The organism is Porticoccus sp. W117 (genome assembly GCF_030341905.1).
GTDB lineage: Bacteria > Pseudomonadota > Gammaproteobacteria > Pseudomonadales > Porticoccaceae > SCSIO-12696.
The window spans coordinates 1-9,388 of sequence record NZ_JATAAF010000040.1 but is presented as its reverse complement, the minus strand read 5'-3'; the positions used below and the strand labels follow the sequence as shown (position 1 = coordinate 9,388).

At 53.6% G+C, this 9,388-nt stretch carries 9 protein-coding genes; 1 reads left to right on the top strand and 8 read right to left on the bottom strand.

Going from position 1 to position 9,388, the window contains the following annotated elements; genetic code table 11:
- Window positions 1-578: 578 nt before the first annotated feature.
- From QSV34_RS14975 to prmA, 8 genes are all read right to left on the bottom strand, one after another.
- Entirely contained in the window at window positions 579-734 is a 156-nt protein-coding gene (locus QSV34_RS14975; protein ID WP_289156038.1) for a hypothetical protein, read from the bottom strand.
- Window positions 735-881: 147 nt separating this feature from the next.
- Window positions 882-2,183: a phosphoribosylamine--glycine ligase gene (gene purD / locus QSV34_RS14970; protein WP_289156036.1), complete on the bottom strand. Its 1,302-nt coding sequence runs from the start codon at window positions 2,181-2,183 to the stop codon at window positions 882-884.
- A 77-nt stretch (window positions 2,184-2,260) separates the two neighbouring features.
- Window positions 2,261-3,034 (bottom strand): hypothetical protein, encoded by a 774-nt coding sequence (locus QSV34_RS14965; RefSeq protein WP_289156034.1) that lies wholly within the window; start codon window positions 3,032-3,034, stop codon window positions 2,261-2,263.
- A 313-nt stretch (window positions 3,035-3,347) separates the two neighbouring features.
- Window positions 3,348-4,925: a bifunctional phosphoribosylaminoimidazolecarboxamide formyltransferase/IMP cyclohydrolase gene (gene purH / locus QSV34_RS14960; protein ID WP_289156033.1), complete on the bottom strand. Its 1,578-nt coding sequence runs from the start codon at window positions 4,923-4,925 to the stop codon at window positions 3,348-3,350.
- Between the two features lie 108 nt (window positions 4,926-5,033).
- Complete coding sequence (gene fis, locus QSV34_RS14955) at window positions 5,034-5,330, bottom strand: DNA-binding transcriptional regulator Fis (protein WP_289156032.1); 297 nt, start codon at window positions 5,328-5,330, stop codon at window positions 5,034-5,036.
- Entirely contained in the window at window positions 5,327-6,340 is a 1,014-nt protein-coding gene (gene dusB / locus QSV34_RS14950; RefSeq protein ID WP_289156031.1) for a tRNA dihydrouridine synthase DusB, read from the bottom strand. The genes fis and dusB overlap by 4 nt, the downstream gene beginning before the upstream one ends.
- A 155-nt stretch (window positions 6,341-6,495) precedes the next feature.
- Entirely contained in the window at window positions 6,496-7,539 is a 1,044-nt protein-coding gene (locus QSV34_RS14945) for a DUF3426 domain-containing protein (RefSeq protein WP_289156030.1), read from the bottom strand.
- Window positions 7,540-7,570: 31 nt separating this feature from the next.
- Window positions 7,571-8,449: a 50S ribosomal protein L11 methyltransferase gene (gene prmA / locus QSV34_RS14940; protein ID WP_289156029.1), complete on the bottom strand. Its 879-nt coding sequence runs from the start codon at window positions 8,447-8,449 to the stop codon at window positions 7,571-7,573.
- A 91-nt stretch (window positions 8,450-8,540) separates the two neighbouring features.
- Here prmA and QSV34_RS14935 point away from each other — a divergent pair, with 91 nt between their 5' ends.
- A complete protein-coding gene (locus tag QSV34_RS14935; protein ID WP_289156026.1) occupies window positions 8,541-9,203 on the top strand; it encodes a DUF3047 domain-containing protein in 663 nt (220 codons plus the stop codon).
- Window positions 9,204-9,388: the final 185 nt, after the last annotated feature.

Below are 9,388 nucleotides of genomic sequence, written 5' to 3'. Positions count from 1 at the left end.
TGGTCGGCAGGAACTAGCTCGTCAATGCTGACGAACTCCATAGTGGACTGGGTTTGGGGGCGGTCTTTTAACATGCCCCATTATAAAAAGTCCCCGCACGAGGGCGAGGACTTTGTCAGCAGTCTGACCGCGCTGTTTGCAGCGCGGTTTTTTTATGTGAATTATTAAATACAGTGTGCTTACAGTATTTGGATTTTTGGCAGGTAGCTCAGTAGTGTATTAATCTATCGCTATGATTTTTTCGATAATTCATTATGTCGCTTAGATCCAATTATCACGGTTTGAAAAGTGTTGATACTTCGCGAGTAACTCGATTTGATGGGTTGGTAACGGAGGCTGTGCTTTTTATTATCACTGGAACCATGACCTATATGGGGTATGTGTCCGGGTTTTTGCTACTGTTTGTTGTAAATTTAATTGCCAGTGTTGGTTTTTTAATGGCGATATTCGTAACTTTATATACAGTGATAAAAAATGGTGGACGTAGAAAGGGTAACGGGGCTCCCAAAGACGGATAAATATAAAAAAACCGCGCTGTGTTTAGCGCGGTTTTTTGTTTGCGTAAATTTCTTTGCTTCTTAAGCAGCTTGCAACCACTTTGCCATTTGCAGTCGGCTCCAACCCGTCACATCTATCCAGCGACTGTCTTTGCCCTTGGCCATGACTTTGCCGTTGTCCAGGCGATGGGGAATTTTGTATTGCTCGAGAATGGCGGTTAGCTCAAAAATACACATGCTATCTCTCCCGTTTCTCCGAAAAAACAATTGGTACTACTGCGGAGAACGCTATACCCACTATTTTGAGGGCTTTCTTTGCATTTCTTTACTGAAATTAGTGCAGAACCCATACCCTGAGGGTATGGGGTGCATGAGGGGAGTTTTTTACGAATTTTCTCTGGCGATAGCGCGGTAGGCGATGTCGGTGCGGCATTCCATGCCGTTCCAATCGATCTGTTTCACCAGCTCGTAAGCGCTGGCTTGCGCTTCCGATACGCTGTTGCCAAGGGCGGTGGCGCAAAGTACCCGCCCGCCGCTGGTGACCACGTTGTCGTCATCCATTTTGGTGCCAGCGTGGAAGACTTTTGTATCTAAGTGAGTGGCGTTTTCGGCGTCAGTTCTCGGCAGGCCAGAGATCACTTCGCCTTTGGCGTAACTGCCGGGGTATCCGCCAGCGGCCAATACCACACCAACGGCGGCGCGGTTGTCCCACTGGGTGGTTTTGTTGTTCAGTTGCCCGTCGATGGCGGCCTGACACAGTTCCACCAGGTCGGACTGCAGGCGCATCATAATGGGCTGGGTTTCCGGGTCACCAAAGCGGCAGTTGTATTCAATCACTTTGGGCTGACCGTTCGGGCTGATCATTAACCCGGCGTACAGGAAACCGGTGTAGCTGTTGCCTTCAGCTGCCATACCGCGCACGGTAGGCAGGATGACCTGTTCCATAATACGCTGGTCGATCTCCGGGGTAACCACCGGAGCAGGGGAGTAGGCGCCCATGCCGCCGGTATTTGGCCCTTTATCGCCATCGTAGGCGCGTTTGTGGTCCTGGCTGGTGGCCATGGGTAGTACGTTTTCACCGTCTACCAGAACAATAAAACTGGCTTCTTCTCCGGCCAGAAACTCCTCAATCACCACCCGGCAACCGGCATCGCCAAAGGCGTTGCCAGAGAGCATATCGCGCACGGCGTCCTCCGCTTGTTGCAGGGTTTCGGCAACGATCACGCCTTTACCAGCGGCAAGGCCATCGGCTTTCACTACAATGGGCGCGCCCATCTTGTGCAGGTAAGCGATGGCTTCGTCCACGTCGGTGAAATTACCGTAACCAGCGGTGGGGATATTGTGGCGAGCGAGAAAGTCTTTGGTGAATGCTTTAGAGCCTTCCAACTGTGCCGCACCCTGTGACGGGCCAAAACAGCGCAGACCTTTTTCGGCAAAAAAGTCGACTACCCCTTCCACTAGCGGTGCTTCCGGGCCAACGATGGTCAGGCCGCAGTTATTACTTTCAGCAAACTCTGCCAATGCAGCAAAGTCCATCACATCGATGGCGACATTCTCAAGCTTGGCTTCCAGTGCGGTACCGGCGTTGCCGGGAGCCACGTAAACGGTTTCTACGTTTGCTGATTGTGCGGCTTTCCACGCCAAGGCGTGTTCACGGCCACCGCTGCCGATTACGAGTACATTCATTGGAATACAGGAGAGGTTGCTGAGTTAAAAAGTGGGCGGATTGTAGCGGGTTGGCTGGAATGGGGCAAAGGTATGTCCTAGCTGAATATCCAGCGTAAACCCAATGTGTATGTAGTGTTGTTGTCTTTTAGGGAGGATACTGTTTCTGACTGACCGGGAGACATTGAGGTTTCTGACTCTCTGTTATCTCCATACTCAATGGCTGCTTTTAGGCCAAGTGTTGATGAGAGCTTAAAGAGTGTGTAGCCACTTAAACTGTAACGGTTATCTTTTAAAGAATTTTGTATATCAGGCTCGTTGAAGAGCACTATTGTGTTGTCCTCTTCAGGAGGAATATTTGCTGCCTGAGTTTGTGGTGATGAGCCACTGAGTGTTTCGTATAATGCTTGAACGCCAACTTCAAAGCGATCCGTAATATTTGAGCGTATACCAGCCTTTATATTCCAACCGTCAATGCTTCGAGACCTTTCAAAATTGTTTGAGATGTTGCTGATTTTTGAGCGCTTTTCAACGTAGTTAAGTGAGGTGTACCAATTAGATTGACTGAATAATTCGTTTTTATAACCGGCGCCAAAATTCCAGCGCCTAAGGTCGAAACGAAAAGAGCTTAGGTTAAATTCCGGCAGCCCATCGTTATTGTGACCGTCATAAAAAGCACCTTCAATAAACCAGTTAGATGATATTAAGTGGCTTGCCGCAATTGACGGGCCTTGGAAGTCAATAAAACGGCTACCGGTAGACTTTTGATAGCTGATGTCAGCATAGTTGTAGGAGGGGGACTTGGCTGTCGCTGTCAGGCTATAAGCCAGTGCGAAAAGGGTGAGAACAAGAGCAACTGTATGTTTTATCATGATTTATTCCCTGTCGGTATTGTGTTTTAGATGTTGTTGGTTTGGTGTCTCAGTCGATAACCAAATATTGTGCTTCCAGCATTACCGGTTTTGACGATTCTGTAGTGTGGTTAAAGCACAGTAATGTTTAACATGGATCCCCGCCTGCGCGGGGATGACGGTTTTATCTTAATCGAAGTGCTGAGGATGTGGATTTTTCGTTGTGGCAAGGCGCGCTCGTTATGAGTAGCGGAGCCTACTGTAGTAGGTGAGCAACGCAATAACGAGCAGCAACGCCGCCACGGCGGAAAAGATACATTCTCAGTGACGACTCTTAATGCCTAAAATGGCGCATTCTTGTGAATACCATCGCCATGCCGTGCTCATCCGCTGCAGCAATTACTTCGTCATCGCGCATGGAACCGCCTGGCTGAATCACTGCACTGATGCCAACGGCTGCGGCGTTGTCGATTCCATCGCGGAACGGGAAAAAGGCGTCGGACGCCATTACAGCTCCTTTCACTTCCAGGCCGGCATGCTCAGCCTTGATGGCGGCGATACGGGCGGAGTTGACGCGGCTCATCTGGCCGGCACCCACGCCGATGGTTTGGCCATCTTTGCCGTAGATGATGGCGTTGGATTTCACCATTTTGGCTACTTTCCAGGCAAACAACAGGTCGTCCATCTGCTCATCGCTGGGGGTGACTTTGGTAACCACTTTAAGGTCTTCTTTGTTGACCATGCCGTTGTCTTTTTCCTGGATCAGCAGGCCGCCGTTTACGCGTTTGTAATCGTATGCGGTTGGGCGTGTGTCGCTCCACTCGCCGCAGGCCAGCAGGCGAACGTTTTTCTTGGCGGAGACGGCAGCAACAGCGTCTTCAGAAACCGATGGCGCGATAATCACTTCCACAAATTGTTTTTCCACAATAGCGGCAGCGGTGTCTGCATCCAGCTCCCGGTTAAAGGCGATAATGCCGCCAAAGGCGGATTCCGGGTCAGTGGCGAAGGCCAGTTCGTAGGCGGTTTTTATGTCGCCTGAAACCGCCACGCCGCAGGGGTTGGCGTGTTTGACGATGACACAGGCGGGTTCGTCGAACAGCTTGACGGTTTCCAGCGCTGCGTCAGTATCGGCCACGTTGTTAAACGACAGCTCTTTGCCTTGCAGCTGGGTGGCGGTGGAAACCGAGGCTTCGGCGGGTTCTGCTTCCTTAAAGAAAGCCGCTTTCTGGTGCGGGTTTTCACCGTAGCGCATGTCCTGTGTTTTCAGGTATTGCACGTTGTAGGTGTCGGAGAAGTCGCGCTTCTCATTGTTGGTGTTTCGTGCGCCAAAGTGGTTGGCAATCATCCCGTCGTACATGGCGGTGTGCTCGAAGGCTTTTACCATCAGGCCGTAGCGGGTGTCGTAGCCCAGTGCGCCGTTGTTGGCTTGCATCTCGGCCAGCACAGCATCGTAGTCGCTGGCGTTAACTACAATGGCCACGTCTTTGTGGTTTTTGGCGGCGGAGCGCACCATGGTGGGGCCACCGATATCGATGTTTTCGATGGCGGTGGGCAGGTCGCAGTTGGGGTCGGCCACGGTGGCTTTGAACGGGTACAGGTTCACCACCACCATGTCGATGGGTTGGATACCTTGCTCGGCCATCACGCCGTCGTCTTTGCCACGACGGCCGAGAATGCCGCCGTGTACTTTCGGGTGCAGGGTTTTTACCCGGCCATCCATCATTTCCGGGAAGCCGGTGTACTCGGATACCTCAATGGCGGGGACGCCGTTTTCAGTCAGCAAGCGAAAGGTGCCGCCAGTGGAAAGAATTTCAACGCCCTGGGCAGTCAGCGCTTGGGCAAATTCAACAATACCGGTTTTGTCAGAAACGCTGATCAGGGCGCGTTTGACGGTGGTCAGTTGTGCGGTCATTAGGTGGTGATCCTGATTGGGATGTATTGGGTGGTTTGTTACTTTTTCGTCATTGCGAAGCGCCTGGCTGGAGATCGCCGCGCTGCGCTCGCGATGACGTGGTTTTCGTTACAGCAAATCGTACTGTTTGAGCTTTTTACGCAAAGTACCGCGATTAAGCCCCAGCAATTGCGCGGCCTTGCTTTGGTTGTTGCGGGTGTATGCCATTACGGTTTCCAGCAGCGGTTGCTCTACTTCGCTGATCACCAGGTCGTAGAGGCCGGTGGTCATTTGCCCATCCAGGCATTCAAAAAAATGTTGCAGGGCGTATTCCGTGCAGTAACGCAGAGACTCGTGCTCGTGAGGCTGGTTGTCGTCGATGGCCGCTTCGCTGTCGGCCTGTATGGTAAAGGTGTCGGGGGTCATGCAACTTGTTCCTGCATTGGTTCCATTTGAGAAAGCGGTTGAAAGAATAATTGGTTCAAAAATTCCAGCTGCTGCGGCGCCTCTGTCAGGCTGTTGAAGGTGGCGCGCAACGAGTTTTGTTGGGCTGTGTTATGGCAGTTTGTTGCCAGGTACCAGCCCACGTGTTTGCGCGCAATTCGCAGGCCCATATAGTCGCCATAGTGGCTGTACAGGCCGTTGATGTGCCGCAACAAAATGTCTTTTACTTCCTGTGGCTGTGGCCCTGACAGCTCGCGACCGGTGGCCAGGAAGTGGTTAATCTCACGGAATATCCACGGCTGCCCCTGGGCGCTGCGACCAATCATTACCGCCGCTGCGCCGGTGTGGTCGAGCACCTGGTGCGCCTTCTGGGGTGAGTCGATATCGCCATTGGCAATCACCGGTATTTGCACGCTGTCGACGATATCGGCGATGGTGTCGTACTCCGCGTTACCCATAAAACGGCAGGCGCGAGTGCGGCCGTGCACCGCCAGTGCGGCAATGCCGCATTGCTCTGCCAGCCTGGCGATGGTGGCGCCATTGCGCTGCTCCGGGTTGGTGCCGGTGCGGATTTTCAGCGTTACCGGCACATCCACGGCGGCAACCACCGCTCGGAGTATTTCCTCCACCAATGGTTCGTCTTGCAGCAGTGCTGAACCGGCGGCGCGCTTGCACACTTTCTTCGCTGGGCAACCCATATTGATATCGACGATTTGCGCGCCCAGTTCCACATTGGCTTTTGCGGCTTCGGCCATCATCGCCGGTTCTGCACCGGCAATCTGTACTGCGCGGGGCTCTGGTTCATCGCGGTGAATCAGCCGTTGCTGAGACTTGAGACTGTTCCACAGGCTGACGTCCGAGGTCACCATTTCCGCCACCACCAAGCCTGCACCCAGCTCACGACACAATTGCCGAAACGGCAGGTCTGTCACTCCCGCCATTGGGGCGAGAACGGTGGGGTTGGGGATGTTGTATGGGCCGATCTGCAGCACGGGTTGTTCACTGTTGGCAATGAAAATTGGTCAATAAGTGACCACCCTTCCGCGAGGGGCGCTAATGATACTCGCAATGACCAACAGTAATAAAGGAATATTGTTCGTTTTTTGAACGATTTCGGGTTGTCGCTTTGTGCTGTGAGCGTGGGCAGCTACTTAGTTACCAGTAGCTGGTAGTTGGTGGCATCTGGGCCGGGGTCTGCCAATTCCAGGCGAATGCGCACGGGCCGCTTGGGCGGGAACAGTTTTCGGGATTGCATCTCTCCCTGCAGATATTCACTTGGCTGGAAGTGACGCTGGGCCATGGTCTGGCCGTTGAGGTTGCTAAAGGTGAGCAGCAGCTGGGGCAGCGGCTGGGCAAAATCGGCGTGATTTTCGATCACCGCTTCTACCAGCAGGGCGTTGGCCTGGGAGGGATGGCTGCTCACCATCAGGCTGCTGGGTTTTATTTTACTGAGGTCTACCTGCGCCGGTACGGTGCAACCGGTTACCTGGCACAGTTGCTCCAGCCAAGGGCGATATTGTGGGTTTTTCGACAAAGTGGTTGCGTTGAAATGGGCGTACTGCAATGGCAACAGCGCGATGGCCAGCACGCAGGCGATTGCCCACAACGGGTTGCGTTTGGGTTTTGGTGCTGGGGTGCCAAAGGGGGAGTCGAAAGCCGCTTCTGCCTCAGGGAGGATTTCGTCGTCGAGCGGTTCGCTGATTTCGCCGTGGTATTCCTGTTCCGATTCCTCCTGGTCGCAACCCATTTCAATAACAGAGCCATCGCTGTCGCAGCCGAGGGGAATAACGGTTTTCTCTATTTCTTCCGGCAGTTCCTGAGGTTGGTAGGTGAGTTTTGGGTGATCCTCTGCGGGGGGCAGCGACAGTGGAGCCGGTTGTTCTGTTATTTCCGGGATTCCTGCCGCAGGCTCTTCGGGTTCGGGTTCGGGTTCGGGTTCGGGTTCGGGAATAGCCTGGCTTTCTACCGCTGGCTCAATCAGGGAGGTGTCCATCTGATCGTGAATCAGAAGATCGTCATCTATATCAGGGACAGTATCTGGCTGTGTCGCAAGTGGCAGCTCAAAGTAAGTGCGGGCGTCAAAGATGGTCAGGCAGGCACCACAGCGCACCTTGCCCGCCGCCAGTTGCAGCTGGTCGTCGCTCACTTGAAAGGCGATAGCGCAGGCGGGGCAGCGGGTGATGTGGTCCATAGACGGTAATTGTTATTAGAGTTTTTTCATTCTAGCGCTTTGTTGCGCTCAGGCGCAGCCACTCATCCTGATTTTCACTGGGGTGAAAGTCGAACTGGTTCACATAGGCAGCCATAACCTCCTGTTGCTGGCTGTCGATCAGGCCAGCCATACACAGCAGGCCGCCGCTGCGGGTGTGCCCGGAGATAGTTTCCGCCAGCTCGATCAGCGGGGCGGCGAGAATATTGGCAACCACAATATCTGCCTGCAGTTGTGGCTGCTCACCGGGCAGGTAAGTGGTCAGTCGGGCCGGATCAATGCCGTTACGCTGGCCGTTGTCGGCGGTAGCCAATAATGCCTGAGGGTCGTTATCGATAGCGATTACTTTGTCCGCTCCCAACAGCAGGGCGGCAATACCGAGAATGCCGGAGCCACAGCCGTAATCCACCACTGTTTTGCCCGCCAGGTCGAGGCCATCCAGCCACTTCAGACACAGGAAGGTAGTGGGGTGGGTGCCGGTGCCGAACGCCAGCCCTGGGTCGAGCATCAGGTTCACTGCATCCGCTTTTGGCGGCTGCAACCAGCTGGGGCATATCCACAAGCGCTGGCCGCACTGAATGGGTTGGTAGTTGTCCATCCAGGTGCGTTCCCAGTCTTTGTCTTCGAGAATTTCCCAGCGGTGTACGGGTAGGTCGGCGCCGTAGTGTGCGGTGGCCTGTACCGTTGCCAAGGCAGTATCGGTGTCGGCGGTAAATAACCCCATCAGGCGGATGTTGTCCCACAGGGGCGTCTCGCCAACGCCGGGTTCCAGAATGGGGTTATCTTCCAAATCCTGTAACGTGACCGACACGGCTCCCGCAGCCAACAGGGCGTCTTCAAGTGCTTCCACGGCGTTGCGCTCAGTGTCCAGTTTCAGTTGTAGCCAGCTCATAAAGCCTCGTGGGGTATGGTTGGCGGCCCCATGGAACTGCCGCAGCAAGTGTTGTGTCGAAAGTCGCAATATTATGGGAGATTGACTTTTGATGCGCACCCTTCAATTTAGTGTTCTTGTGTTTTTATTGGCATTGGCCGGTTGTGCTGTGCAAAAGGTCGAGGAGTCGAATTCTGGCGAAGTTCGCATTTCCGACTTTGCTTCCGGCGATTTGCAGCATTGGCAAAAGCAGAGCTTTAAAGGTGAAACGGATTACCGTGTTGTTCAGCTGGACGGCGTGCCGGTATTGCAGGCGGATACTCGTGGCACGGCTTCTGCGCTGTATAGAGAGCTGGATATCAACCTTGAACGCACGCCCTATCTGAATTGGCGTTGGCGGGTAGACAATGTCTATGACATCGATGATCCGCTGACGAAGTCGGGGGATGATTACCCGGCGCGCATCTATGTGGTGGTTAAGTTAAGTCCGTTCCCCTGGGATACCTTGGCACTCAATTATGTGTGGTGTAATCGGGAAACAGATTTGCCGCCCTGGAAAAACCCCTTCTCCAAAAATTCGGTGATGATTCCTGTGCGTTGTGGAGAGAAAGGTTTGGGGCAGTGGCACCAGCAGAGGGTGAATGTGGCGGCGGATTTTGAGCGTCATTTTGGCCGCAAGTTCGATACCGCTCACGGAGTGGCGATTATGTCCGATTCCGATAACGCCGGTGGTGCTGCACGGGCTTATTATCGGGATATTGTGTTTGGTCAATGATCTGCTGTAGAGCGCGCCGAATTTACGCAAATAAAAAAGCCGACCCGTAAAGGTCGGCTTTCAGACTGCTGACAAAGTCCTCGCCCTCGTGCGGGGACTTTTTATAATGGGGCATGTTAAAAGACCGCCCCCAAACCCAGTCCACTATGGAGTTCGTCAGCATTGACGAGCTAGTTCCTGCCGAC

Coding starts and splice junctions, on each gene's coding strand:
- QSV34_RS14975 (WP_289156038.1), bottom strand. CDS start 734: ATGTGTATTTTTGAGCTAACCGCCATTCTCGAGCAATACAAAATTCCC.
- purD (WP_289156036.1), bottom strand. CDS start 2,183: ATGAATGTACTCGTAATCGGCAGCGGTGGCCGTGAACACGCCTTGGCG.
- QSV34_RS14965 (WP_289156034.1), bottom strand. CDS start 3,034: ATGATAAAACATACAGTTGCTCTTGTTCTCACCCTTTTCGCACTGGCT.
- purH (WP_289156033.1), bottom strand. CDS start 4,925: ATGACCGCACAACTGACCACCGTCAAACGCGCCCTGATCAGCGTTTCT.
- fis (WP_289156032.1), bottom strand. CDS start 5,330: ATGACCCCCGACACCTTTACCATACAGGCCGACAGCGAAGCGGCCATC.
- QSV34_RS14945 (WP_289156030.1), bottom strand. CDS start 7,539: ATGGACCACATCACCCGCTGCCCCGCCTGCGCTATCGCCTTTCAAGTG.
- prmA (WP_289156029.1), bottom strand. CDS start 8,449: ATGAGCTGGCTACAACTGAAACTGGACACTGAGCGCAACGCCGTGGAA.
- QSV34_RS14935 (WP_289156026.1), top strand. CDS start 8,541: ATGCGCACCCTTCAATTTAGTGTTCTTGTGTTTTTATTGGCATTGGCC.